Origin of the sequence: Acetonema longum DSM 6540 (genome assembly GCF_000219125.1) — a bacterium.
GTDB classification, from domain to species: Bacteria; Bacillota; Negativicutes; order Sporomusales; family Acetonemataceae; genus Acetonema; species Acetonema longum.
On sequence record NZ_AFGF01000126.1, the window covers coordinates 1 to 23,340 of the forward strand.

General features: G+C 48.6%; 24 protein-coding genes. All 24 read left to right on the forward strand.

The window, feature by feature from the left end; genetic code table 11:
- The first annotated feature begins 250 nt into the window (after positions 1–250).
- The gene (gene rplS / locus ALO_RS13240) at positions 251–592 is read left to right on the forward strand and encodes a 50S ribosomal protein L19 (protein WP_004096795.1); all 342 of its coding nucleotides are present in this window, start codon (positions 251–253) and stop codon (positions 590–592) included.
- A gap of 129 nt (positions 593–721) precedes the next feature.
- Complete coding sequence (lepB, locus tag ALO_RS13245) at positions 722–1,249, forward strand: signal peptidase I (RefSeq protein ID WP_004096797.1); 528 nt, start codon at positions 722–724, stop codon at positions 1,247–1,249.
- Between the two features lie 236 nt (positions 1,250–1,485).
- Positions 1,486–2,331 carry a ribosome biogenesis GTPase YlqF gene (ylqF, locus tag ALO_RS13250; RefSeq protein ID WP_004096798.1) on the forward strand — a complete coding sequence of 282 codons (846 nt, stop codon included), beginning with the start codon at positions 1,486–1,488 and terminating at the stop codon, positions 2,329–2,331.
- Positions 2,332–2,437: 106 nt separating this feature from the next.
- A complete protein-coding gene (locus ALO_RS13255; protein WP_004096800.1) occupies positions 2,438–3,109 on the forward strand; it encodes a ribonuclease HII in 672 nt (223 codons plus the stop codon).
- Positions 3,106–4,584, forward strand: a complete 1,479-nt coding sequence (locus ALO_RS13260) for a hypothetical protein (protein ID WP_004096801.1) — start codon at positions 3,106–3,108, stop codon at positions 4,582–4,584. The genes ALO_RS13255 and ALO_RS13260 overlap by 4 nt, the downstream gene beginning before the upstream one ends.
- A gap of 133 nt (positions 4,585–4,717) precedes the next feature.
- On the forward strand, positions 4,718–4,972 hold the full coding sequence (locus ALO_RS13265; protein ID WP_050807015.1) for an EscU/YscU/HrcU family type III secretion system export apparatus switch protein: 255 nt from the start codon (positions 4,718–4,720) through the stop codon (positions 4,970–4,972).
- Positions 4,973–5,251: 279 nt separating this feature from the next.
- Entirely contained in the window at positions 5,252–5,608 is a 357-nt protein-coding gene (locus tag ALO_RS13270) for a YraN family protein (RefSeq protein WP_004096807.1), read from the forward strand.
- 42 nt (positions 5,609–5,650) lie between these two features.
- A complete protein-coding gene (locus ALO_RS13275; RefSeq protein WP_004096809.1) occupies positions 5,651–7,165 on the forward strand; it encodes a YifB family Mg chelatase-like AAA ATPase in 1,515 nt (504 codons plus the stop codon).
- Positions 7,166–7,322: 157 nt separating this feature from the next.
- Positions 7,323–8,027 carry a L,D-transpeptidase family protein gene (locus tag ALO_RS13280; RefSeq protein WP_004096810.1) on the forward strand — a complete coding sequence of 235 codons (705 nt, stop codon included), beginning with the start codon at positions 7,323–7,325 and terminating at the stop codon, positions 8,025–8,027.
- A 126-nt stretch (positions 8,028–8,153) separates the two neighbouring features.
- On the forward strand, positions 8,154–9,368 hold the full coding sequence (gene folP / locus ALO_RS13285; protein WP_004096811.1) for a dihydropteroate synthase: 1,215 nt from the start codon (positions 8,154–8,156) through the stop codon (positions 9,366–9,368).
- A 27-nt stretch (positions 9,369–9,395) separates the two neighbouring features.
- Positions 9,396–9,761: a dihydroneopterin aldolase gene (gene folB / locus ALO_RS13290; protein WP_004096812.1), complete on the forward strand. Its 366-nt coding sequence runs from the start codon at positions 9,396–9,398 to the stop codon at positions 9,759–9,761.
- Positions 9,758–10,264 carry a 2-amino-4-hydroxy-6-hydroxymethyldihydropteridine diphosphokinase gene (gene folK / locus ALO_RS13295; protein ID WP_004096813.1) on the forward strand — a complete coding sequence of 169 codons (507 nt, stop codon included), beginning with the start codon at positions 9,758–9,760 and terminating at the stop codon, positions 10,262–10,264. The genes folB and folK overlap by 4 nt, the downstream gene beginning before the upstream one ends.
- Positions 10,251–11,393, forward strand: a complete 1,143-nt coding sequence (locus tag ALO_RS13300) for an MGDG synthase family glycosyltransferase (protein ID WP_004096814.1) — start codon at positions 10,251–10,253, stop codon at positions 11,391–11,393. The genes folK and ALO_RS13300 overlap by 14 nt, the downstream gene beginning before the upstream one ends.
- 105 nt (positions 11,394–11,498) lie before the next feature.
- Positions 11,499–12,623 carry a DNA-processing protein DprA gene (dprA, locus tag ALO_RS13305; RefSeq protein WP_004096815.1) on the forward strand — a complete coding sequence of 375 codons (1,125 nt, stop codon included), beginning with the start codon at positions 11,499–11,501 and terminating at the stop codon, positions 12,621–12,623.
- A complete protein-coding gene (topA, locus tag ALO_RS13310; protein ID WP_004096816.1) occupies positions 12,620–14,791 on the forward strand; it encodes a type I DNA topoisomerase in 2,172 nt (723 codons plus the stop codon). Before dprA ends, topA begins: the two co-directional genes overlap by 4 nt.
- A complete protein-coding gene (gene trmFO / locus ALO_RS13315; RefSeq protein WP_004096817.1) occupies positions 14,784–16,106 on the forward strand; it encodes a methylenetetrahydrofolate--tRNA-(uracil(54)-C(5))-methyltransferase (FADH(2)-oxidizing) TrmFO in 1,323 nt (440 codons plus the stop codon). The genes topA and trmFO overlap by 8 nt, the downstream gene beginning before the upstream one ends.
- A gap of 84 nt (positions 16,107–16,190) precedes the next feature.
- Complete coding sequence (gene xerC / locus ALO_RS13320; RefSeq protein ID WP_004096818.1) at positions 16,191–17,099, forward strand: tyrosine recombinase XerC; 909 nt, start codon at positions 16,191–16,193, stop codon at positions 17,097–17,099.
- Positions 17,100–17,497: 398 nt separating this feature from the next.
- The gene (gene hslV / locus ALO_RS13325; RefSeq protein ID WP_004096819.1) at positions 17,498–18,028 is read left to right on the forward strand and encodes an ATP-dependent protease subunit HslV; all 531 of its coding nucleotides are present in this window, start codon (positions 17,498–17,500) and stop codon (positions 18,026–18,028) included.
- Between the two features lie 17 nt (positions 18,029–18,045).
- Complete coding sequence (gene hslU, locus ALO_RS13330; RefSeq protein ID WP_004096820.1) at positions 18,046–19,449, forward strand: ATP-dependent protease ATPase subunit HslU; 1,404 nt, start codon at positions 18,046–18,048, stop codon at positions 19,447–19,449.
- A gap of 29 nt (positions 19,450–19,478) precedes the next feature.
- The gene (gene codY / locus ALO_RS13335; RefSeq protein WP_004096821.1) at positions 19,479–20,255 is read left to right on the forward strand and encodes a GTP-sensing pleiotropic transcriptional regulator CodY; all 777 of its coding nucleotides are present in this window, start codon (positions 19,479–19,481) and stop codon (positions 20,253–20,255) included.
- Positions 20,256–20,485: 230 nt separating this feature from the next.
- Complete coding sequence (gene flgB, locus ALO_RS13340) at positions 20,486–20,911, forward strand: flagellar basal body rod protein FlgB (protein ID WP_004096822.1); 426 nt, start codon at positions 20,486–20,488, stop codon at positions 20,909–20,911.
- Between the two features lie 2 nt (positions 20,912–20,913).
- Entirely contained in the window at positions 20,914–21,372 is a 459-nt protein-coding gene (flgC, locus tag ALO_RS13345) for a flagellar basal body rod protein FlgC (RefSeq protein WP_004096824.1), read from the forward strand.
- An 11-nt stretch (positions 21,373–21,383) separates the two neighbouring features.
- Positions 21,384–21,686 carry a flagellar hook-basal body complex protein FliE gene (gene fliE, locus ALO_RS13350; protein ID WP_004096825.1) on the forward strand — a complete coding sequence of 101 codons (303 nt, stop codon included), beginning with the start codon at positions 21,384–21,386 and terminating at the stop codon, positions 21,684–21,686.
- A gap of 47 nt (positions 21,687–21,733) precedes the next feature.
- Positions 21,734–23,326: a flagellar basal-body MS-ring/collar protein FliF gene (fliF, locus tag ALO_RS13355; RefSeq protein WP_004096827.1), complete on the forward strand. Its 1,593-nt coding sequence runs from the start codon at positions 21,734–21,736 to the stop codon at positions 23,324–23,326.
- Positions 23,327–23,340: the final 14 nt, after the last annotated feature.

A 23,340-nucleotide genomic window follows, 5' to 3' on the forward strand; every position in this document is an offset into this window, starting at 1 on the left:
CCCCATCTGCGTCGTTGCTCCTGCGGGCGGGCGTTCGACGTACCCTGCGAACGTACAGTCTCACGCCCGTCCTCGTCGCGCCTAGCATCTGGGCCCTTTTGAACGGTCCCAGGTTCGAGGCCGCAGGTAAGCTTTGTGTATTTTTTCTTGTGTTTTAGACATGATTATGATACAATTTTTAGCGTGTAACATGGGCGGTCCGCTATTGTCCGGCAGGGGCGATATGAACGTCTGAATAAGGAGGATACAAATGGATATTATCAAAGCCCTTGAACAGGAACAGCTGCGCCAGGATATCCCGGCATTTCGTCCTGGGGATACGGTTCGCGTCCATGTAAAAGTAGTGGAAGGCAATCGTGAGCGTATTCAGGTTTTCGAAGGACTTGTCATCAACCGCAAAAGCGGCGGCGTCCGGGAAACCTTTACAGTACGCCGGATTTCGTATGGCGTAGGCGTGGAAAGAACATTTCCGGTACATTCTCCGCGGGTGGACAAAATTGAAGTGATGCGCCGCGGTATTGTACGTCGGGCAAAACTCTATTACTTGCGGAATTTGACCGGCAAAGCAGCTCGGATCAAGGAAAAACGCTAGGAACACGTAGGGACTGTTGGACAGTCCCTATTCTTCATTAGTGTATGATGTTGTCCCAAATGGCTAAGAATATGGGGGTCTTGTCGATTCATAATTTGACGTGATCCCTCCTTTTAATGAGGTGAATATATGAGCAATTCCCGGCTTGGCCAGGAAGTTAAGGATTGGCTGATTTCCATACTGATTGCTGTGGTATTGGCTTTCTTCATTCGGTCTTTTATTGTTGAGCTGTATATGGTAGAAGGACCTTCCATGCGTCCCACCTTGGTCAACAGTGAACGGCTGGTGGTCAATAAGTTTATTTACCGCTTTAAAGAGCCGCAGAGGGGTGAAGTTATTGTTTTTCGTTATCCCCGCGACCCCAGTCGCGATTTCATTAAAAGAGTGATCGGCGTTGCCGGCGACAAAATTGAGATTCGCGACGGCCAGGTATTTCTTAACGGGCAGCTGCAAAATGAAAATTATATTCTGGAACGCACCCGTGGCTCCTATCCTTTGGTGACCATACCCCAAGGGCATATTTTTGTCATGGGAGATAACCGGAACAATTCCGAAGACAGTCGTTTCAGAGATGTGGGCTTTGTGCCGCTCGATTTGGTGAAAGGCAAGGCCATGGTGGTGTTCTGGCCTTTAGACCATATGAAAACCCTACCCTAGGGACCTGTTGAAAACAGGTCCATCTGCGTCACTTCAGCCTCCTGCGGGCGCGCGCGTCCTCGTCGCGCTGTATCAGATTCATGGCTTTTCAGAGAGTGGTAGTAGATGATCTCTCATCAGTGAAAAGTCATATGAGTTCTTCACAGTACGGAGGCGCAGAGCGTCTCTCTGACCTAGCATCTGAACCTTTTGAGGCCGCAGATATTTTGCAACAAAATCAAGGAGGGACGCCCTTCATGCATATCCATTGGTTCCCCGGACATATGGCGAAGGCCCGGCGAGTGATCAGCGAACATCTTAAACTGATCGATGTGGTGATTGAGCTTTTAGATGCCAGGATCCCTGAGAGCAGCGCCAATCCCATGATTCAGGAGATAGTGGGAGATAAGCCCAGGGTCATTGCTTTCAACAAGGCTGATCTGGCGGATTCTCGGCATACCGAGCAGTGGATGGCTCGCTTTAAAGAGCAGGGACTGCCTGTAGCTGCCATTGAAGCTGTTTCCGGCAAAGGTCTGAAACAACTGATCCAGTATGTGGAGCAAGCGGCTGCGGAAAAATTGGCCAAATGGGAAGCCAAGGGTATAAAGAGCCGTCCGGTACGGGCTATGGTACTGGGAATCCCCAATGTGGGAAAATCATCGCTAATAAACCGTCTTTTGGGTACGGCTACGGTAAAAACGGCAAACCGGCCTGGCGTTACCAGAGGACAGCAATGGATAAAAATCGGCAATCGGCTGGAGCTTTTAGACACTCCTGGCGTGCTTTGGCCCAAAATGGATGATCAGGCTGTAGCCTTCAAGCTAGCGGTAACCGGCGCGGTGAAAGACGATGTGTATGACTATGATACGGTATTGAAACAATTAGTGGATTTTTTGCGGCAGGAATATCCTGGCCGGTTGATAGAGCGGTTTTCTCTAACGGAAATTCCCGCCGATAACCAGGCACTTTTAGGATTGATTGGTGCCAAACGGGGTTGTTTGAAGAGCGGGGGGCTTGTGGATTATGAAAAGGCCGGTAAAATTCTGCTGCAGGAATTTAGAAATGGCAAACTCGGTAAAATAACGCTGGATTTTTTACTTTAGAAACGGAAGTCTGGTCGATCTGGCCGGCCTTCTGTTTTTTTTTGTCAGGTTTTTTTCGAGCCGGCAAGAATGTAAACATAGACAAGTTTAAGAAACAGGGTGCACAATGAAACAGAAATGGATTGAAACAGAGAATCAGAATGAATATAACCGGGTCATGGCCCTTTATAATCCTGAGAAACAATTCAGCGAAAGGGGCTATCAGTACATAGCCGGCATTGACGAAGCCGGACGGGGGCCCTTGGCAGGGCCTTTGGTGGTGGCTGGGGTTATACTGCCGTTAGAGGCTTTTTTGCCGCAGCTGAATGACTCCAAAAAATTGACGGTTAATCAACGGGAGAAGTTATACGATGAAATTTATAATACAGCTGTTGCCGTAACCTACGCCATTATTTCAGTGGAAGAAATCGACCGGATGAATATCCTGCAGGCAACGTTGCAGGGGATGAGCCAGGTGGCGGCTGCGCTGGAGCCTAAGGTTCAGGCAGTAATGATTGATGGCCCCAGGGGACCCCAACTTCCTGTTCCAACCCAATGTATCGTTGGCGGCGATGGACTTAGCGCCTCAATTGCCGCAGCCTCTATTGTGGCCAAGGTGGTCAGGGACCGGCTTATGATTCAGCTCGATCAGGAATTCCCGGCCTACGGCTTTGCCCAACATAAGGGTTATGGCACAAAACAGCATATGTCAGCCATCGAACATTTCGGGGCTTGTCCTATTCACCGCCGCAGTTTTGAGCCGATCAAATCGAAGTTCAGCAAGGAGGGGGCATTATGAATGTCAGCACTATCACACCTGCCCAACAACCGGCGGCAACCCCGGTGACAACCCAACAGGCCGTTGCCGAACAGCCGGCAGCGCAGCCTGTTCTTTCTACTCATGCCGCTCTGTCCAGTGGCCAAGGCTTTCAGGTCAATTTAGGCAATATTTTCCGTTCGGCGCTGGAGAACCTAAGCTTGCTGCTCAACCAGCAGGAATCCATGCTGCGGCACTTATCCCCGGATGTGGCCAATGCGGTAAGAACGGCTCTGAAGCAGCCCTTCTTGCTGCAGGAAACACTGCCCCAGGGATTTGTTTCTTTGATGAAAGCGCCCAAAATGCTTTCGGAACAGATGACTCAACTGGCTGCTCTACTGGAAGATGCGGCGAAGCTGCAGCAGCAAGCTCCCCGGGGAGTGCCTCAGGATATCCAAAAAGCTTTGGCGGAAACAGAAAAACAAATCCGGCAAGTTTTAACGCAGATCAAAACCGCTGTTGACCAGAGTAAAGCCGCTGAACAATCTGTTCGGACAAATGCCGGGCTGACTCACAAGAATGCTCTGCCCGGCCAAACCCAGGCAACTTTGTCGCAAACTGCAAGCTCCTCTACGGTAGCGTCACCCCAGACTTGGGTTCAAGGAAAGATGACCGCGCCGTCTCAGGAAGTATTTGCAGGGCCGCAGCAGTCGAAACAAGCATCATCGCGCCCCGCCGCCCGGGAAATAACTTCGGGAAGAATGGACAATTTACCGGCTTCTGGTCGTTTGGCCCTTTTAACAACTCAGGTTTTGGACCGGCCGCAGCAGGAACAGATGGTCAAAACTCTATTTCAACAGATGTTTGCCAGTGCCAATAAAGGCATACTGGAGAATCCTGCTGCCGCTAAACAGGCGCAGCGGACAGAAACTCAAGAACAGTCTCTGCTGAGACAAATGGCGGATCAGGCGGAAAAAAGCATGCCGAAAATCATTCAACAGGCTGCCAGCCGTTACGATACACCTCAGCTTAAGCAAGCCTGGACCGCCTTGCGAATGAATGAAGCTCTTGCCTGGGCGAAGCAGCCTCGAGAGACTTTGGCAAAAGACGCGCAAATTGTAAAAGAAATTGCCGCTTCGATACAACAGACAGTTTCTTTCGCCGCCGAGACCCAGGGCAAGGGGCAGACCACCCTGAATTTCTCTTTGCCCCTGTATTTTGGCGATGCTTTAGAACCCTATCCTGCCCATATTCATATCTTTAATCAGCAGGAAGACGACAGTACCGCCGAAACGACCGAATTTGAGACCTGGATGAAAATATCGCTGATGACTGAGCATATGGGGCAGGTAGATACGGTCTTTCGCCTGTATAAAAAAGAACTGTTGGATATCCGGGTCCTGTTTTCCAATGAAGAGGCGGCTGAAATGTTTAACGGCTTCGTGCCTGCCATTCGGGCCGGTTTTAATGATGCCGGCTTTTCCTTAAAATTAGCGGATATTATGATCGGAACGTAGGATCTTGCAACGCGAAGTGTATGGTTGAAGCAACGCAAGATACCGGTGCCGCATGATGCCAAATGGAGGTTTGCACCATGACATCCGCCCGGGAAGATTTCGGCAGTAAAGAAAAGGAAGAACCCAAAAAGTAATTGCTCTAAAGTATGATAAATCCAAAGACATAGCGCCGAAAGTTGTAGCCAAGGGCGCCGGCTTTATTGCCGAGCAGATTCTGACGGTAGCCCAAAAGAACGCTGTGCCTGTTTATCAAAATAAGACATTGACCAATGTATTAATGGCGGTGGAAATTGACCGGGAAGTGCCGCCGGAGTTGTACAACGCCGTAGCTGAGGTGCTGGCTCACATCTATCGTCTGGACCAGGTACTGGGAAAACGCATCAAATAGCAGGGGAACGCTGAAAAAGACCCATCTGCGTTGTTGCTCCTGTGGGCGCTTGACGTACCCTGCGAACGTACAGTCTCACACGCGTCCTCGTCGCGCTGTATCAGAATTCATGACTTTTCAGAGAGTGGTAATAGTAGATGATCTCTCATGAGTGAAAGTCATATGAATTCTTCAGTACGGAGACGCAGAGCGTCTCTCTGACCTAGCATCTGGACCTTTTTAAACGGGCTCAGGTTCGAGGCCACAGAAAGGCTGCGCAACGACTCATAAGGAGGCTTCATGAATCATCTGGATTTGGGCAAGGCCGGAGAACAGGCGGTGAGTCTGTTTTTGACCCGGAAAGGATATGCTATCATGGAGAGAAACTTTCGTACCCGCTGGGGGGAAATCGATTTGATTGCCCGGGACAAAGAAGATTTGGTCTTTGTCGAGGTAAAGACCCGGCGCGGGGCTGCATTCGGGACGGGAGCCGAAGCTGTGATATGGCACAAACAGCAAAAAATCATCAAAACAGCGCAAATCTACTTGAGCCAAAAGCGCCTGGATGCGGCGAATCTGCGCTTTGATGTGGTTGAAGTGAATGTAAAAAACAATAGTCTTGAGTTCAATCATATTGTGAATGCCTTTGGCGACTAGAATCCGGGGCCTTTTTAACGGTCCCTCAGGAGGAAACAGCAGGTGTACGCACAGGTCCATGGCTCTACCACCCTAGGTTTAGAAGGAATACCGGTAACCGTGGAAGTGGACATTGCCAACGGATTGCCGGGGTTTGACATTGTTGGGCTGCCGGATACCGCCGTGAAGGAGTCGCGGGAACGGGTCAGAGCAGCCATCAAAAATTCAGGTTTTGCTTTCCCCAATAAACGTATCACGATTAATTTGGCGCCGGCTGATATTCGCAAAGACGGTTCTGGGCTGGATTTGCCCATTGCTGTCGGCATTATCGCCGCCACCGGTCAACTCCCTGCCGCTGGTTTCCACAATATAGTATTCATCAGCGAATTGTCCCTAGAAGGAAAATTGCGCTCGGTTTCAGGCGTGTTGCCCATTGCCTTGCAGGCAAAAAAACAAGGATTTGATACGATTGTCCTGGCGCCGGATAACGCCCAGGAGGCTTTGCTGGCTGGCGGATTAACCGTTTATGCTCCATCTGCATTGATGGAGCTGGTTCGCCACTTGCGAGGCGAGGTGTTGCTACCTCCTCAGATGGTCTGTACGCCCCCAAGCCAAGGCAGGGTAATCTTGGAAGATTTCGCCGATGTGCAAGGACAATTGGTAGCTAAACGGGCTCTGGAGATCGCTGCTGCAGGCGGACACAATATTTTGATGGTTGGTTCGCCGGGTTCGGGTAAAACCATGCTGGCAAGGCGTCTTCCTGGTATATTGCCTTCTATGTCGGAGCAGGAGGCTTTGGAAGTAACCAAGATCCAAAGTGTGGCCGGCGTACTGCATAACCAATCAGGCATAGCCCATTCCAGGCCATTTCGCAGCCCGCACCACACTGTTTCGGCTGCCGGGATGATTGGCGGCGGCAGTATTCCCAGACCCGGCGAAGTGACAATGAGTCATAATGGCGTGTTATTCCTGGATGAGTTGCCGGAATATCCCCGCCATATTTTGGAGGCTTTGCGACAACCATTAGAAGACGGGCAGGTCCAGGTGACCAGAGTAAATGCGTCTTTGACCTTCCCGGCGCGCCTAATGCTCGTTTGTTCTATGAATCCCTGTCCGTGCGGTTGGGCTGGCGATGCCTCCCATGAATGCAGCTGCACTCCCCATGAAATATCCCGCTATACCAAAAAGATCTCAGGACCCCTGCTGGACCGGATTGACATGAGTGTGCATGTGGCCAGACTGGAATATGGCGATATGACAGCCACTGCACTCCAGGAACCTTCTGTCTCCATAAGGGAACGAGTAGAAGCGGCACGTCAAATTCAACAGCAACGGCTGGCGGATTGGAATATTTTTTGCAATAGTCAGATGAATCACCGGCAGATCAAAACTGCCTGTCAGCCGGATACTGACGCACAAAACCTGCTGGCCCAGGCTTTTCAACGACTGAATTTGAGCGCCAGAGGATATGACCGGGTTTTAAAAGTAGCCCGGACGATTGCCGATCTGGCCCAGGCAGATACCATCACTGCTGCCCATATTGCCGAAGCCGTGCAATACAGGATTTTACGCCAGTAGCTTGTAATAAAGATAGGTTCAGTGCCAAAAAGCCGCGGCGACTACTGTATCTGCTGCTTTTTCATCTATCGGGTATTTGCGCGTGACGATGATTTTATCGCGGCGACATATCCTAAATGTACACATTCAGTCATAATAATCTATAGGAGGTGTAGAAATGACTGGATTGCGTGTGATAGCATTGAACCGGCGTGTAACCTATCTGGCGATCATTTCGGTTGTGATATTTACCTTGCTGGTGGGAGTGGAATACCGGGATGAAATGGAATTAGCTGCCATACCGAACCAACCGGTCACTGCCCCTAAAGGAAAAATATCCATCATTATCAATACATCAGCCCGTATTTTAGAGCTTCAAAGTGATGGAAAGTTGTATAAAAAATACCGGATTGCCGTAGGGAAAGGCGGTACTCCTACGCCAATTGGCGAGTGGGTCATTGCCTGGAAATCATACCGTGACGGTGTTTTTGGCACGCGTTATCTGGCCCTTGACGTACCCTGGGGAGGCTATGGTATTCATGGCACCAATCAGCCATGGAGCATCGGCCATTTTGCCAGCCATGGCTGCATTCGTCTGCGTAATAAAGACATAGAGGAATTGTTTGAATGGGTGCCTGTAGGAACGCCGGTGCGGATAGAAGGACCGCAGTATCGTATGGGACGGGTGTTAAAACAACACTCCATGGGAGCGGATGTGGTTCAACTCCAGAATAAGCTCAGACAGTTGGGCTACTTAGAAGGAAGAGCTGACGGCTTTTTTAACCCGGATACCGAACAGGCTGTAAAACGGTTTCAATATGATCATGGATTGAAGGTAACCGGGGTGGTAGATTCCAAGACGCTGAATTTATTAGGTTTTTAGTGACCGGAATATTATGTCTGTGATGTATCCATAAAATATTATTGAAGGAATGTTAATAAATTACGTAGAAATCCCATTTATACGGATAAACTATCCAAGTATATGATTCGTTCGTTGGAGGGCACAATGCAGTATAATCCGCGGGTACTAAAAATTCAGACTCTGCAGCAGGCCAGCGAAGAGCTGACTAAAATCCAATGTGATCCTTATGGGGTGGCCCTGATGACTCCCAAAAGCCTCTTTAAGACGATTAAGCTGGAAGGAGTGCCGGCCAAAGCTGCGAATCTTCTTAAACAAACTTTTCTTGCCAAAGGCGGGGAGGTGGCGGTTGCCAGGGGTACAGCCGATTTAAGCATCGAACGCACGGATCTTTTGATCCATGCTACGTTTAAACAGTATCGCAGCGCTTTGTCTCAGCTTAAAATGCAGCCTTGGGGGCTGCCGGCAGTTGCTGAATCCATTGACAAAGTTCTTTATTATACGGAAAATTTCCCCGTCCGTCACTATACCTGGGATGAACGGACGTTGGACATCCGGCCGAACAAAACTTTAATCATGGGGATTCTAAATATTACACCGGATTCATTTTCTGATGGCGGCCGCTATAATAATCTGGATGCTGCTGCCGAGCGGGCTCAGGAGCTTATCGAAGCCGGCGCGGATATTCTGGACATAGGAGCTGAGTCGACCCGGCCTTATGGCGCCAGTCCGGTTTCCGCCGAAGAAGAGGCAGAACGTCTCCTGCCGGTCCTGGAGAAACTCGTACAACAGATTTCAACGCCAATTTCCATTGATACCTATAAGCCTCAGGTTGCTGAAGCCGCGTTAAAAATAGGGGCCCATATGATTAATGATGTGTGGGGATTGCAAAAGAATCCTGAGATGGCGAAAATAGCAGCCAAACACAAGGTTCCGGTCATCATTATGCATAATCAGCTGGAAACACGCTATGATAAGGATTTGCTTTCAACCATCGCCGCATCTTTGCAAAAAAGCATAGATATCGGTTTAGTAGCAGGCATACCTTTTGAGAATTTTATTATTGATCCGGGAATTGGCTTTGCAAAAACTTCACAGCATAACTTGCAGGTGCTCGCACGGCTGGAAGAGTTGAAGATTCTGGGGTGCCCCATTTTAATCGGTACATCCCGCAAGAAGTTTATCGGTGAGATTTTAGATCTGCCGGTGGAAGAACGGGTGGAAGGGACTGCTGCCACGGTAGGATGGGCCATTAATCAAGGTGCCAGTATTGTCCGGGTGCACGATGTCAAAACCATCGCCCGCGTTGCAAAAATGACAGATGCAATTATGGAAAAAGTGACAACTGCAACTTGCGAATAAAGAATGGAATTTTGAGGAGGCATCATTATGAGAAATTCAATTTTACTTCAAAACATGACGTTTTATGGTTTTCATGGCATGCATGAATATGAAAGAGAGCTGGGACAGCGATTTTATGTAGATGTAGAGATGGGGGCGGATTTTAGTAAAGCGGCCCAATCTGACGATTTGCATGACGCGGTGGATTATACTATGGTATACGGTAAGGTGAAGGATATAGTGGAAAATCGTCGGTTTAACTTGCTGGAAGGATTGGCAACTCATCTGGCTGAGGTTATATTGGAATTCCCTACCGTGAACGAAGTTACTGTACGTATTCGTAAAGCTGCGCTGCCGATTCCCGGTCAATTTGACTTTATTCAGGTGCAAGCTCATCAAAGGCGCGCCGAATGATCTTTCTTGGCCTGGGATCCAATTTGGGCGACAAACGGAGTAATATCATTCGGGCACTGAATCGGTTAACCGCTACCGGCGATATCCAGATTCGCCAGGTTTCTTCCCTTTATGAGACTGAACCCGTGGGCTTTTTGGAACAACCGTCCTTTTTAAATGCAGTGGCCGCTATTGAAACGCCGCAACCACCTCAAGCGTTATTACATACCTGTTTGGCCGTGGAAAAAGAGTTGGGCAGGGTTCGTGCCGTTCATTGGGGCCCGCGTACGATTGACATCGATTTGTTGCTGTATCACGATCAGGTAATTCAGAGTGAGGCTTTAACTCTGCCTCATCCTCAAATGCATCTTCGCCCTTTTGTACTGATTCCGCTTTTTGAAATTGCGCCCGGCCTGAAGTTGTCGGGACGGGGTTTGACTGAGCTTTTGGCCGCATGTGAACCGGTTGCTGTCGTTCCGGTGGAACGGATAGGTTGGAGCGTGGAGAAACATGAGTATCAATAGAAGTAAACCGGCCAGAATATTGCTGCTTGCCGCTCCTATCGGAGCCGGACATATCCGCGCGGCCGAAGCTGTGGCCTGCGCCATTAACCGGAGAAGCGCATTAATCGAGTGCAGGGTGTTGAATGTATTTGCTTTTCTCCCTGCCTGGATTGCGAAAGGAATTTTGACAGTATATTTTAGCATTTTGCGGCTTTTTCCTCAGGCATATGCGGCTGCTTACGGCTGGGGAAACGACAGTAGCCTGGCACTTTGGGGACGTGATTTGATCAGCCGTTATTTTGCCAAGAAAATGCAGGCTTATTTTGCGGATTTTAAACCGGATATTGTGGTTTGTACTCACGCCACGCCGGCAGGTCTTGCGGCCTATATGCGGCGCCGGGGCCTGCTGGATGTCCCTCTGGTCGGAGTTGTTACCGATTATGTGGTGCACCGCTTGTGGCTTTACCCTGAAGTGGACCGATATTATATCCCTCATGAGGACTTGCGGTTTATACTGGAGAATGCCGGCATTGGCCGGGATAAAATTACGGTAACCGGTATCCCGGTGCATGCTGATTTCTACCCGGCGGACCCCGTGCAAAAAACAATGATTGCCCGACGGTTACATCTAAGAACAGATGTGCCGACGATTATGATAATGGGTGGCGGGGCCGGTTTATTGCCGGTGGAATCCATCTTAGCCGCCTTAGAAGAGATCGAATCCTCCTTGCAGATTATTGTTATTGCCGGCCATAACCATAAATTGGCGGACCGCCTGCGTGTCCGCCGGCATTCCTGCCGCCATTCGGTCCTGGTCCTGGGATTTACGTCCCGTATACCGGACTATATGGCGGTTTCTGACTTACTGATCACAAAACCGGGCGGCATGACAGTAGCGGAAGCGTTGTGCATGGGACTGCAGCTATTGCTGTTTCGACCTCTTCCTGGTCAGGAAGAGGCTAATGCAGAGTTTTTGCTGCAACGTCGCCGGGCTATCCGGGCGGATTCCTGCCAAGAAGTGGTCCGGGCAGTGCGGCAGATGCTTCTGCTAACAGGCTATCAGCCTGAAACCGTTTTGCTCTCTGAGAAGAAACGGGCTGCTGATGAGATTGCTATAGGTATTTTAGATATTTCGAGACATATGTCTTAATTTTTGGTGAATTTTTTATTATTATCTTGACCCTTCTTCCCCAGGTAGATATAATAAGGCCATTATCACTGCAGCTTTTTGACGGAGCCGGACTGGAGGTTTGAGATGGTAAAAATGGAAAGAGAAGAGGTATGGGGAAAAAACGAATCAGAAGGTATCTTTCTTGCAGTTTTGCAAATGGTCTCCGGCATCGGTCAGGCGCGGATAAAAGCGTTAACGCATCATTTCGGCAGCGCCCGGCAGGCTTGGCAGGCTAGTAGGCGCGACTTGTTTTTATCACAATGTCTCGATGAGACTACGTGTAATAATTTGTATAAGCAGAGGGAAAAGATAGATATAGAGTTGCTGGCAACTGGATGGAGAAAAGCCGGGATTAGGATTTGTCTGCTGACTGATCCGGCATATCCGCAACTCTTGAAAAATATATTTGATCCGCCTTTGGCCCTTTACTATCGTGGTCAGCTTCCTCAAGACAACGACAGTATTGCCATTGTCGGCACCAGACGGTCCAGTATTTATGGCAAAAATGCAGCAGAATTGTTTGGTTCCCGGCTGGCAGCAGCAGGATTACTGATTATCAGCGGCGCTGCCCGGGGTATTGATACGGCGGCTCATCGAGGCGCCATGCAACAGGGGAAGACGCTGGCGGTACTGGGGTGCGGCGTGGATGTGGCGTATCCTCCTGAGAATGCCAAGCTGCTTAGGGCCATTGCCGAAACAGGCGCGGTGGTTTCAGAATACCCTCCCGGCACACCTCCCCATAAGAGTTATTTTCCGGCCCGCAACCGGATTATCAGCGGATTGTCACGGGCTGTCATGGTCATCGAAGCAGGTGAAAAGAGCGGGGCTCTCATCACAGTGGATTTTGCCCTGGAGCAAGGCCGCGATGTCTATGCTGTTCCGGGCAGTATTTTTTCCGGCGTTTCGGCCGGGACCCATCGCCTGATTAAGCAAGGAGCCAAATTAGTAGATTCGGTGGAAGATGTCTTGGAGGATTATGAAATAATTCCGGTTAAACCGCCGGATCCGGAACAGCTCACCGGCGATGAACAGACGGTGATCCGCTATATCGGGTATGATCGTTCTTCCTCTTCGGAAGAAATAGTCGTTCAGAGCCATTTGCCGGCGTCTGAGGTCTCCTGTCTACTGCTGCAGCTGGAGCTCAGAGGGTTAATCGCCTCGTTGCCGGGCAATTGTTATGTTAGGACGGCTCAGGAGGGACACAGATGAAAAAAGTACTGGTCGTGGTTGAATCGCCGGCAAAAGCGAAAACCATTGAAAAATTTTTGGGAAAAAAGTATACTGTCCGCGCATCTATGGGTCATTTGCGCGATCTGCCGAAAAGCCAGTTTGGCGTGGATGTAGACAATGACTTTGTTCCCAAATATATTAATATCCGGGGTAAAGGCGATATTATCAAACAACTGAGAGATGAAGCAAAAAAAGCCGACGCCGTCTATCTGGCCACTGACCCTGACAGGGAAGGAGAGGCCATTGCCTGGCATTTGGCCCACATTCTCAATATCCCTGTGGAAGAGTCTCAGCGGGTCGTATTTCATGAGATCACCAAAACGGCCATTCAAAATGCCGTACTAAAACCCAGGGCCATCAATCTGTCCCAGGTGGATGCCCAGCAAACCAGGCGTATCTTGGACAGGATCGTAGGCTATAAATTGAGTCCTCTCCTGTGGCGAAAAGTGCGTAAAGGCCTCAGCGCCGGCCGGGTTCAATCGGTGGCGGTACGGATGATATGCGACCGGGAAAGGGAGATCCAGGACTTTGTTACTCAGGAATATTGGACGGTTACTGCTAAATTGCGGGAAAAGTTAAAGTCACCCCTCTTTGATGCCGAGTTGATCGCTGTTGACGGGCAGAAACCGGAAATACCCGATGAAGCCCATGCCAATACCATCAAAGATGAACTGGAAAAGGCGACATTTATTGTCCGGGAAGTGAAACGGCGGGAACGCAGGCGAAATCCCAACGCTCCTTTTACTACCAGCAGTTTACAACAGGATGCCGCTCGCAAACTGGGATTTACGGCGAGGAAAACCATGATGGTCGCCCAGCAGCTATACGAAGGTCTGGATATCAGCGGTATTGGCTCGGTGGGTTTGATTACCTACATGCGTACCGATTCCACCCGCATCGCTCCTTCCGCCCAGGAAGACACCCGCAGCTATATTACCAGCCGTTTTGGCAATGACTTTTTGCCCGAGAAGCCGCCGGTTTATTCCAATAAGAACGCACAGGACGCTCATGAAGCCGTCCGTCCTACTAGCTTAGAGCTGTCCCCGGAGCGTGTGGCGGCGAATCTGAACAAAGACCAGCTCCGGTTATATCGTTTAATTTGGGAACGATTTTTAGCCAGCCAAATGGCTCCTGCCATCTACGATACCCTGACCATTGATATACAGGCGGGACGGTTTAAATTTCGCGCCGTCGGCTCCCGACTGAAATTTCCCGGCTTTCTGGCGGTCTATACCGAAGGTAAAGAGGAAGAAGACGATAACGATAAGGAAGTATCCCTGCCGGAGCTGACAGCCGGCCAGGAACTAAAAGTTTATAAAGTGAATCCGGTTCAACATTTTACCGAGCCTCCTCCCCGATATTCCGAAGCCACCCTGGTCAAAACCCTGGAAGAGAAAGGGATTGGGCGTCCCAGCACTTATGCCCCGATTATTGAGACCATTCTGGCCCGAGGTTATGTGGAAAAAACGGAAAAACGGTTTCAACCTACCGAATTAGGGTTTGTGGTGGTGGATTTGCTCAAACAATACTTTCCGGATATTGTGGATGCGGCCTTTACTGCTGCATTGGAAGATAAACTGGACGCCATTGCTGAAGAACAATCATCGCCAAACGACACACTAAAGGATTTTTATCGCCCCTTTGCTGCTCATTTGGAACATGCTGAACAGGAAATCGGACAGGTAGAACTGCCGGTGGAGGTGTCGGATATTCCCTGTGAACAGTGCGGCAAAATGATGGTGGTCAAGCACGGCAGATACGGAGATTTTCTTGCCTGCCCCGGTTTCCCGGCATGCCGCAACACCAAGCCTATCATCAAAGAGGTGGGGGTACCCTGCCCGGTCTGCGGTGGCGCCATTATCGAACGTCGCACCAAGCGGGGAAAAACCTTTTATGGCTGTTCAACCTATCCGGCCTGTCATTTTGTCACCTGGGATATGCCCTTGACCACTTCATGTCCTACCTGCGGCGCCTTTATGGTCAGACACAGGTTTCCCAGAGGGAATTCTGTTGTGCGCTGCAGCAACGACTCCTGTCCAAGCAACCAGGGCAAAGTCACAGCAAAGGACAAACCGGAAGGCGACGAAATGCCGGCGGCCGCGAAGAAAAGAAAGCAACAAGCTACTCGGAGGAAAAAAAGTGTCTAATATTGCAATTATCGGGGCAGGGTTGGCCGGTTGTGAGGCCGCTTGGCAACTGGTGAAACGGGGAATACCGGTTGACTTGTTTGAAATGCGCCCCGCATCCATGACTCCCACCCATAAAACCGGCATGTTTGCCGAGTTGGTGTGCAGCAACTCTCTCCGCGCTGCGGCTTTAGAGAATGCCGTTGGTCTGCTGAAGGAAGAAATGCGGCAATTAGAATCCTTTATTATGAAGGCGGCGGATAAATGCCGTCTGCCGGCCGGAGGCGCGCTGGCAGTGGACCGGGACGGGTTCAGTTCTTATATCACTGAGACACTCGGCAATCATCCTCTGATTCAGGTCCATTGCCAAGAGTTGAAAACCATCCCGTTAAATGAATATGAAGTAATTATCGTTGCCACCGGACCGCTGACATCGCCCGGCCTGTCAGAACATATCCAAGCTTTGACAGGCGACCAGTTCTATTTCTATGATGCGGCCGCGCCGGTAATTGCGGCGGATTCTCTGGATATGAATATCATTTATCGCGCTTCCCGCTATGACAAGGGCGACGATGATTATTTAAATTGTCCGATGGATAAACCAACCTATGAGATATTTTGGCGCGAACTGATAAACGCTGACGCCACGCCGATAAAAGAATTCGAAAAAGCGATTTTTTTTGAAGGCTGTATGCCCATTGAAGTCATGGCTGCCCGCGGCATTGACACCATGCGGTTTGGGCCTTTAAAACCGGTGGGACTGGTGAATCCTCAAACGACTGAAATCCCTTATGCCGTGGTTCAGCTCAGACAGGATAACGCCGCAGCCACCTTATATAACATGGTAGGTTTTCAGACCCATCTGAAATGGCCTGAGCAAAAAAGAGTATTTCAACTCATTCCAGGGTTGCAGAATGCGGAATTTGTCCGCTTAGGCGTTATGCACCGCAATACCTATATTAATTCACCGCTGCATTTATTACCGACATTGCAGATGAGAAATCTTGCCCGTACCTTTTTTGCCGGACAAATCACCGGCGTAGAAGGATATGTAGAATCAGCTGCCACGGGTTTGCTGGCCGGCATGAATGCTGCCCGTCTGGCTGCGGGCAAAGAGCCTCTTATTTTTCCCCAATCCACGGCTCATGGAGCATTGGTCCACTACATTACTCATGCTGATGTTAAAAATTTTCAGCCGATGAATATTAATTTTGGTCTAATGCCGCCCTTAGAACATAAGATTAAAGATAAGAAGAAAAAAAATCTGGCGATTGCGACAAGAGCTTTAACGGATCTGACACAATTTATAGAAAAGTGCGACAACTGTATTGCGTAATTTGTAACAATATGATAGTATGTATGGTAAATTATATAAAAAATTGTATATGCTCAAAATTTTGTATGGCGCAGGTTGTGAATCATGGAACGGTTGAATGATCTGATACAACAATATATGTTATATTTACAGGTGGAAAAAAACGCCTCCCAGCACACCGTTCATAGCTATCGGGCAGACATTGACCATTTTATTCTGTTTGTCCAGCAACAAGGTGCTGGTGAGGCTCTTTTTAGTCAGATAAAACCCATTCATATCCGGGCTTACCTGGTGGAATTGAACAAAGATCAGTATGCAAGGCGTACAGTGGCTAGAAAGATTGCCTGTCTGCGATCTTTTTACCGCTTTTTATGCCGGGAAAATTATTTGACCGACAATCCTTTTGCCGGGATTCATACGCCAAAGCTGGAAAAAAAACTCCCTGTTTTTCTGGATGCCGTGGAAGTAAAGGATATGTTGGAACTTCCGGGCAACGATCTTTTAGGACGAAGAGACGCCGCACTGCTGGAAACTCTCTATGCTACCGGCGCGCGGGTGAGTGAATTGGTAGGACTCGGGATAGGCGACCTGGATTTGGTGAATCGGTTTGTTCTGCTGTTCGGCAAGGGCGCTAAAGAGAGAGTTGTGCCCATTGGCAGAACGGCTGTCCGAGCTCTGGAATACTATCTGACTGTGATCAGGCCTCAGTTATATTCCCGTCATAAGGGAAGCGTTCATCAAACATTGTTTCTTAATAGAAACGGCGGCCCACTAACAGACCGCAGTGTTCGCCGAATGATCGACAAGTACGTGGAAATCCTGGCTTTAAAAAAACATGTAACGCCTCATACCATCCGGCATAGTTTTGCGACCCATTTGCTGGATAACGGAGCCGATCTGCGTTTCGTCCAGGAGCTTCTAGGCCATGTAAACTTGTCTACGACGCAGCTTTATACTCATGTGACAAAAGAGCGTCTTAAGGCAGTATACCGAAATGCGCACCCACGCGCATAGGAGACCGTTGAAAAAGGCACATCTGCGTCACTTCACCTCCGATGGACGGATCAGTCAGAAAACGTCTCTTTTCGGATTCTAGGCAATAGATATTTTGCTGTGGCTACGCCCGAGAAGCGATCTGCTTTCTTCCTGGTCTTACGATGCTTCGCATCTTTTTAGTATCGACGTACCCTGCGAACGTACAGTCTCACGCCCGTCCTTGTCGTGCTGTATCAGAATTCGCGACTTTCGGGAGAGTGATGATAGTGAGTGGTTCTTATAACCCGAAAAGTCGTCTGAATTCCTCACTAATGCGGCAACACAGACGTTGCTCTTACCTAGCATCTCGACTTTTTTGAACGGCCCCAGATTCGAGGTAAAAGGTGAGTTCCATAATAAACAGTAGGAGGGCTTTTATGTTTCATGCGACCACGATCGTCGCCGTATGCCATCAGGGGAAAGTCGCGGTGGCAGGTGACGGGCAGGTGACTTTTGGCGGTAATACCGTAATGAAGCATAACGCGAAAAAAGTGCGAACACTGTATCAGGGAAAAGTTCTGGCCGGATTTGCCGGATCTGTGGCTGATGCGTTTACTTTGTTTGAAAAATTTGAAAGAAAACTGGGAGAGCAGCATGGCAATGTGTTGCGCTCAGCGGTAGAACTGGCCAAGGACTGGCGTATGGATCGGGTATTGCGACGCCTGGAGGCATTGCTGATCGTCGCGGATCAAGAACACTTGCTGATATTGTCGGGTAACGGTGAAGTCATTGAGCCGGATGACGGCATTGCCGCCATTGGTTCCGGCGGGGCTTATGCTTTGGCTGCCGCCCGGGCGCTGGTACGATATTCGGATCTGTCGGCTGCCGCTATCGCCCGCAGTGCATTGGAAATCGCCGCCGGCATTTGTGTGTATACCAATGACCATATTACCTTGGAAGAATTATAACGCGGAGGGATGGGTGGATGGGTTCTGTAGAGTTAACACCCAAACAAATCGTCGCTGAACTTGATAAATATATTGTCGGGCAATATCAAGCGAAAAGATCGGTGGCCATTGCCTTGCGCAACCGGTGGAGAAGCAAACAGCTGGCCCCGGAATTGAAAGAAGAGATCATTCCCAAAAACATATTGATGATTGGCCCGACAGGAGTAGGAAAAACCGAAATTGCCCGGCGTTTAGCCAAATTGGTTCATGCGCCGTTTGTCAAGGTGGAGGCTACTAAATTTACCGAAGTTGGATATGTGGGGCGTGATGTGGAATCTATGGTGCGTGATCTGATTGAAACATCGATTCGCATCGTCAAACAGGAAAAGATGCTGGAAGTGAATGATAAGGCGAAAGAATTGGCGGAAGAACAGATTCTTGAATACTTTTGCCCGTCACGCCGTAAAGATTCAGTTCGTAATCCATTTGAAATATTATTTAACGGAGGGGGGGATTTTACCGAGAAGAAAAAAGCGGAAGAACAGGCGCAGGCTGATATCTCGGAGAATGAGCGGGAATGGTGGCGCTATAGACTGGCAGACGGTCAATTGGAAGAAGAACTGATCGAAATCACCGTTGAGGATAACAACAATCCCATGGTAGGAATGTTTGCCGGGTCAGGTATTGAGGAAATGGGCATTAATTTTAACGATATGTTAGGAAACTTGCTGCCGAAACGTCCCAAGAAACGTAAAGTTACGGTTGCCAACGCCAGAAAAATTATGATCCAGGAAGAAGCGCAAAAGTTAATTGATATGGATAATGTGATAGCCACAGCTGTTGAGAGAGCAGAAAATTCCGGTATAATATTTATTGATGAGATTGACAAAATTACCGGACGAGGACGTTCAACCGGGCCCGATGTTTCCCGCGAGGGAGTTCAGCGCGATATTTTGCCCATTGTAGAAGGGTCCACCGTAGTGACCAAATATGGGCCGGTCAAGACGGACCATATCCTGTTTATCGCCGCCGGCGCTTTTCATATTTCCAAACCTTCTGACCTGATTCCAGAATTGCAGGGACGCTTTCCGATTCGGGTAGAACTGACCAATCTTACCAAAGAAGATTTCCGTCAAATATTGACAGAACCGGCTCAGGCGCTCATTAAACAGTATACCGGCCTGCTGGAAGTAGAAGGTGTTTATGTATCTTTTGCCCCTGATGCCATTGACGAGTTAGCCGATATTGCCTGCCGGGTAAACTCCCAGACCGAAAACATAGGCGCCAGAAGGCTCCATACAGTTATGGAAAAGCTTTTGGAGGACCTGGCTTTTAACGCCCCGGATGTGGGTGAAACAACAATATTAATTGATCGTTTATATGTAAAAAACAAATTGGATCATATTGTGGTCAATCAAGATCTAAGCCAGTATATTCTATAAGAGAATTGGATGAAAGGCAGGAACGTAACATGCAGACGCTTTTGGAGAGGACCCGGAAAGTTAATCGGTTGCTGCAAAAATCGGAAAATCTTGAATTTAGCGAAATTTCTTCCGTGCTTTCACACGTGATGAATGCAAATATATATATTGTCGGCAAAGATGGGACAGTATCGGGCTATGCATTATTGGATAACTTTGAATGCGATTTAATGAAAGATAAAGTTTTGAAGTTGGGTCATTTCCCCGAGCGTTATGTCGAATGGCTGCTGAGAATTACCGAGACATCTCCCAACCGGCAATTGGAAAATGGCATATGCGCTTTCAGTCAAGGGACAGATTGCATTTTCCAGGAAAAATTCACCAGCATTATACCGATCTATGGCGGAGGGGATAGGATCGGCACGCTGATTGTAGCTAAATTTAACGATTATTTTACAGATGATGATTTGCTTTTAGCAGAATACGGCGCTACTGTGGTTGGTATGGAAATCTTGCGGGAACGCAGCGAGAAAATTGAAATCGAGGCTAGGAAAAAGGCAACAGTGCAGGTGGCTTTAGGGACCTTGTCCTATTCCGAACTGGAAGCCGTCATGCATATTCTTAGTGAATTAGACGGCAGTGAAGGACTGTTAGTTGCCAGCAAAATTGCCGATCGGGTAGGTATAACCCGTTCTGTCATTGTGAATGCCCTGCGAAAATTTGAAAGCGCCGGCGTAATTGAATCCAAGTCTTTAGGTATGAAGGGAACTTACATTCGCGTATTAAACGAAAGACTGTTAGATGAGTTAAAAAAATTAAAAAAATAATGCAGGCCAGAAAAAAGGTCAGCCACAGAGTTTATGGTGGTTGACCTTTTTGTTTGACATAAGGCGCCTGTATACTCGTATAACTAAGACCAAAGTCTTAATTTCTGCTACCAAGGGCTAAAAAAGATTCTCTTTGGAGGTATTTGAAGGATTTGCATAATTAATGTAGAATTATGTTAGCAAATGTGCTAAAAAACACCATAAAATACAATGATAGAGGAGGGAGTTTCTTGTTAAAATCCTTGCTGTCATCACCTCAAGTTTCAGCATTGGAAAAAGCGATATCCGTTGCTTCGCTTCGCCATAAAGTTATCAGTGATAACATGGCTAACGTGAACACACCGGGCTTTAAGAGAAGTGAAGTGGTCTTTGAAGAAAAATTACAAGAGGCGATGCAGCAGCAATCGGCTGCTAAATTGCCTTTGGTCTTGACTCATGAGCGGCATTTGCCCAGCCTCCACAGCAAGCCCAAAACAAATGATATGGAGTTGAGAACTGTCACTGACAATAGCCTGCGTACCGACGGAAACAATGTGGATATTGATGCTGAAATGGCGAATATGGCTAAAAACAGCATTTATTATAACGCTTCCATTCAAAAGCTGAGCAGTTACTTTTCCAATATCAAATCGGTGATTAATGATGGGAGGCGCTAATCATGGGTCTGTTTGATGCGATTAATTCATCGGCTTCCGGAATGACCGCCGAACGGTTGAGGATGGATGTGATTTCAAATAACATCGCCAACGCCAATACAACCCGGACTGTCGAGGGTGGAGCCTACCGGCGCCAAATGGTAGTGTTCGAACCGAGAAACCCGCAGCCCCAAAAATCGTTTAAAAGCATTTTAACCGGTCAAATGGATCAGGCGGATCAAACGAAGATTGGGACCGGGGTGCGTGTGGTTGGAATTCAAAAAGACGATTCACCGACTCGCCAGATTTTTGATCCTTCTCACCCGGACGCGGATCTGGAAGGGTATGTGGAAATGCCGAACGTGAATGTTGTAACCGAGATGGTGGATATGATCACGGCATCCAGAGCATATGAGGCAAATGTAACTGCAGTTAATGCGGCGAAAGCTATGGCAATGAAGGCGCTAGAAATAGGCAAATAGGAGGAGTATGAATGCGAGCTGAACCATTGAAACTGACTCCGGTTAGTAATAGTTCAATGAGCTTGACCAGCGGCAAAGCAGCGCCAGAGGACGAAAAGCCATTTGGCGAGTTTTTGAGCGAGGCTCTTAATGAAGTCAATGAACTGCAACATGCATCCAAGGTGGCATCTCTTAATTTGGTTGCGGGGAAAGTTCAAGATATTTCGGAAGTCATGGTCGCGACGGAAAAAGCTTCTGTAGCCTTGCAGCTGACGATGCAGGTTCGCAATAAAATAGTGGATGCTTATCAGGAAATTATGCGTATGCAAGTGTAGGACTGTTTTTAATTTCTACTTAATTGTGGCTTGAAAGGGTGGAGACGATGGCCGATTGGAAAGAACAGTCTCTGCGCTTGTGGCAAAATATAGGTAAAAGAGAAAGGTATATCATTATTGGCGCCGCTATATTGCTGTTCGCTGCCATACTGACGTGGAGTTATTGGTGGGGTGGACGCCCGGAAAATGTACCTTTGTTTACCAATATGGATGCTGAAGATGCAGGCGAAGTTGCTGCAAAACTAAAAGAACTGAAAATACCTTACGAAATTGGTGAAAATGGTACTACCATTCTGGTTTCTTCCAAGGATGTATATCGGATACGACTTGATTTAGCCGGACAAGGCTTGCCGAAAGGCAAGAAGGGTTTTGAAATTTTTGACCAAAACAAGTTCGGCGTTACGGAATTTCAGAATAAAGTATATTTATTACAAGCACTGCAAGGGGAACTGGCCCGCACGATAGAACAAATGGCGGAAGTGGAAAGAGCCAGAGTTCATATTGTTCTGTCGGAGGGCAGTTTGTACAAAAAGGACGAAAAACCGGCTACAGCGTCCATTATGCTTAAATTACATCCCAAGGCGGAATTGAGCAAAGAGCAGGTGAAGGGTATTGTAAACCTGGTTGCTCACAGCATTCAGGATTTGAAGCCGGAAAACATCACGGTGGTGGACAGTTTCGCCCGTGTCCTGAATGGACCGGAAGAAGACGAAGCGGAACTGGCCCAGCAGATGAAACTGGACGGCAAGAGAAATATTACCCAAATGGAACTAGCCCGCAAGATTCAGGACAGCTTGCAAAGAGGAGCCCAGTCCATGCTGGAGCAGGTAATGGGTCCGGGAAAAGCGGCTGTTCGCGTCAACGTGGAACTGGACTTCGATCAACGGATCATTGATCGGCAAATTTTCCAACCGGTTGTGGATGATAAAGGAATTATAAGAAGCACCCAGGAACTTAACGAATCCTATACAGGTAATTCAACAGCGCCCGGTCCTGCACCCGGAGGCGTTCCCGGCGTAACGTCCAATATTCCGGGCTATGTAACTGGCAATAATAATAATTCTCAGTCAAACTATGAGAAAAAAGAGTTTACCCGCAATTATGAAATCAATGAAACTAAGGAAAAAGTGGTTGCCTCTCCTGGTTCGATTAAGCGGCTGACCGTGTCGGTACTGGTGGATGCCGCCTTTAATAAAGCCCAGCAGGACAGTATCGCCAAAGTGGTGGCATCTGCTGTCGGGCTGAATCCGGCCCGGGGTGACGCGATTGCCGTGGAAGCTATTGCCTTTAGCACGGATATTGCCGACAAGCAAAGACAAGAAGAATTGGCGATGGAAGAAAAACAGAAACAGTCGTTATATCTGAAACTGGGCATCGGCGCCTCGATCTTGCTTGCCGCATTGTTGATTGTTTGGATGGTCCTGAGACACCGCCGACGGGAAGCGGAAATGCAAATGGCGGCTATGCTGCCTCCGGAACCTCAGGAGATCGACATTCCCCTGGAGGAAGAAGAAAGGTTGCCGGAGTTGTCGCCGGAAGAAATAGAACGAACGCAGCAGCGTGAAGCTATTGAAAAATTTGCCAAAACCAAGCCGGAGGAAGCGTCACAATTGCTTCGCGCCTGGCTGGCGGATGAATAGGCGGAAGGGGTGCG

Excerpts from the sequence above, each read along its gene's own strand:
- rplS (WP_004096795.1), top strand. The coding sequence starts at position 251 with ATGGATATTATCAAAGCCCTTGAACAGGAACAGCTGCGCCAGGATATC.
- lepB (WP_004096797.1), top strand. The coding sequence starts at position 722 with ATGAGCAATTCCCGGCTTGGCCAGGAAGTTAAGGATTGGCTGATTTCC.
- ylqF (WP_004096798.1), top strand. The coding sequence starts at position 1,486 with ATGCATATCCATTGGTTCCCCGGACATATGGCGAAGGCCCGGCGAGTG.
- ALO_RS13255 (WP_004096800.1), top strand. The coding sequence starts at position 2,438 with ATGAAACAGAAATGGATTGAAACAGAGAATCAGAATGAATATAACCGG.
- ALO_RS13260 (WP_004096801.1), top strand. The coding sequence starts at position 3,106 with ATGAATGTCAGCACTATCACACCTGCCCAACAACCGGCGGCAACCCCG.
- ALO_RS13270 (WP_004096807.1), top strand. The coding sequence starts at position 5,252 with ATGAATCATCTGGATTTGGGCAAGGCCGGAGAACAGGCGGTGAGTCTG.
- ALO_RS13280 (WP_004096810.1), top strand. The coding sequence starts at position 7,323 with ATGACTGGATTGCGTGTGATAGCATTGAACCGGCGTGTAACCTATCTG.
- folP (WP_004096811.1), top strand. The coding sequence starts at position 8,154 with ATGCAGTATAATCCGCGGGTACTAAAAATTCAGACTCTGCAGCAGGCC.
- folB (WP_004096812.1), top strand. The coding sequence starts at position 9,396 with ATGAGAAATTCAATTTTACTTCAAAACATGACGTTTTATGGTTTTCAT.
- folK (WP_004096813.1), top strand. The coding sequence starts at position 9,758 with ATGATCTTTCTTGGCCTGGGATCCAATTTGGGCGACAAACGGAGTAAT.
- ALO_RS13300 (WP_004096814.1), top strand. The coding sequence starts at position 10,251 with ATGAGTATCAATAGAAGTAAACCGGCCAGAATATTGCTGCTTGCCGCT.
- dprA (WP_004096815.1), top strand. The coding sequence starts at position 11,499 with ATGGTAAAAATGGAAAGAGAAGAGGTATGGGGAAAAAACGAATCAGAA.
- topA (WP_004096816.1), top strand. The coding sequence starts at position 12,620 with ATGAAAAAAGTACTGGTCGTGGTTGAATCGCCGGCAAAAGCGAAAACC.
- xerC (WP_004096818.1), top strand. The coding sequence starts at position 16,191 with ATGGAACGGTTGAATGATCTGATACAACAATATATGTTATATTTACAG.
- hslV (WP_004096819.1), top strand. The coding sequence starts at position 17,498 with ATGTTTCATGCGACCACGATCGTCGCCGTATGCCATCAGGGGAAAGTC.
- hslU (WP_004096820.1), top strand. The coding sequence starts at position 18,046 with ATGGGTTCTGTAGAGTTAACACCCAAACAAATCGTCGCTGAACTTGAT.
- codY (WP_004096821.1), top strand. The coding sequence starts at position 19,479 with ATGCAGACGCTTTTGGAGAGGACCCGGAAAGTTAATCGGTTGCTGCAA.
- flgC (WP_004096824.1), top strand. The coding sequence starts at position 20,914 with ATGGGTCTGTTTGATGCGATTAATTCATCGGCTTCCGGAATGACCGCC.
- fliE (WP_004096825.1), top strand. The coding sequence starts at position 21,384 with ATGCGAGCTGAACCATTGAAACTGACTCCGGTTAGTAATAGTTCAATG.
- fliF (WP_004096827.1), top strand. The coding sequence starts at position 21,734 with ATGGCCGATTGGAAAGAACAGTCTCTGCGCTTGTGGCAAAATATAGGT.